The organism is Vibrio sp. 1641 (assembly GCF_033339995.1).
Lineage (GTDB): Bacteria > Pseudomonadota > Gammaproteobacteria > Enterobacterales > Vibrionaceae > Vibrio > Vibrio alginolyticus.
Window position 1 is genome coordinate 1 of record NZ_JAWOVP010000205.1, and the last position, 669, is coordinate 669.

Here is a 669-nt window from a genome sequence, read left to right on the forward strand (position 1 = left end):
ATTCTGCAATTCGATTCGGCTCTAAGTTCATTCGTCCCGTTTTTGTCACGGTCGTGAGCGTATTGGCGATTAAGCTGGCTTATGACGCTTGGTTTGTAGGTTTATCATGAACATCGAACAACTTTCGCAAAGTTTAGAACACATGGCGAATCAAGCCGCGACATTGGATCGCCAACGAGGAGAGCATCACGTTCCGTTGTTTGATGAACGTTTATTTAGCTGCCGTTCTCGCTTACTGACCCCTTGCGTAAAAGAAGCGAAATCGACACTGGACGCAATTATCCGAGAGCAAAACGAAAATAAGCTCACCGCTTTGCGAGCGGAGTACCTCACCGAACGACTCGTAGCGCAAATTGGCGCAATTCAGCGAGAGATTTCTACCACTAAAATTCGTAAGAATGAAATCAAGCATAGCAGCCACTTTCGCAAACCAATTAACGTGCTTTATCAAGAGCTCGCGCAACACCAAGAATGGGCAAGACGCTTGCGAGAAATGGTGTTAGAAAAGGAACGCGCCGTGGAAACTGCACCTAGTTTTATGCGAGCTGAAGCTCAGAAAGTATTGCTGGCGACAGAGCAACGTTTAGCTCGTTGCGAGGCAGCGCTTCTTAAACTAGAAAATCAAATTACACATAGGGAAAAGCACCAATAATGGCAGACCAACCAACC

At 46.3% G+C, this 669-nt stretch carries 1 protein-coding gene; it reads left to right on the forward strand.

The annotated features are described in order from the left end of the window. Positions 1-106: 106 nt before the first annotated feature. On the forward strand, positions 107-652 hold the full coding sequence (locus R7Z47_RS25075) for a primosomal replication protein (protein WP_005456195.1): 546 nt from the start codon (positions 107-109) through the stop codon (positions 650-652). Positions 653-669: the final 17 nt, after the last annotated feature.

Coding starts and splice junctions, on each gene's coding strand:
- R7Z47_RS25075 (WP_005456195.1), top strand. CDS start 107: ATGAACATCGAACAACTTTCGCAAAGTTTAGAACACATGGCGAATCAA.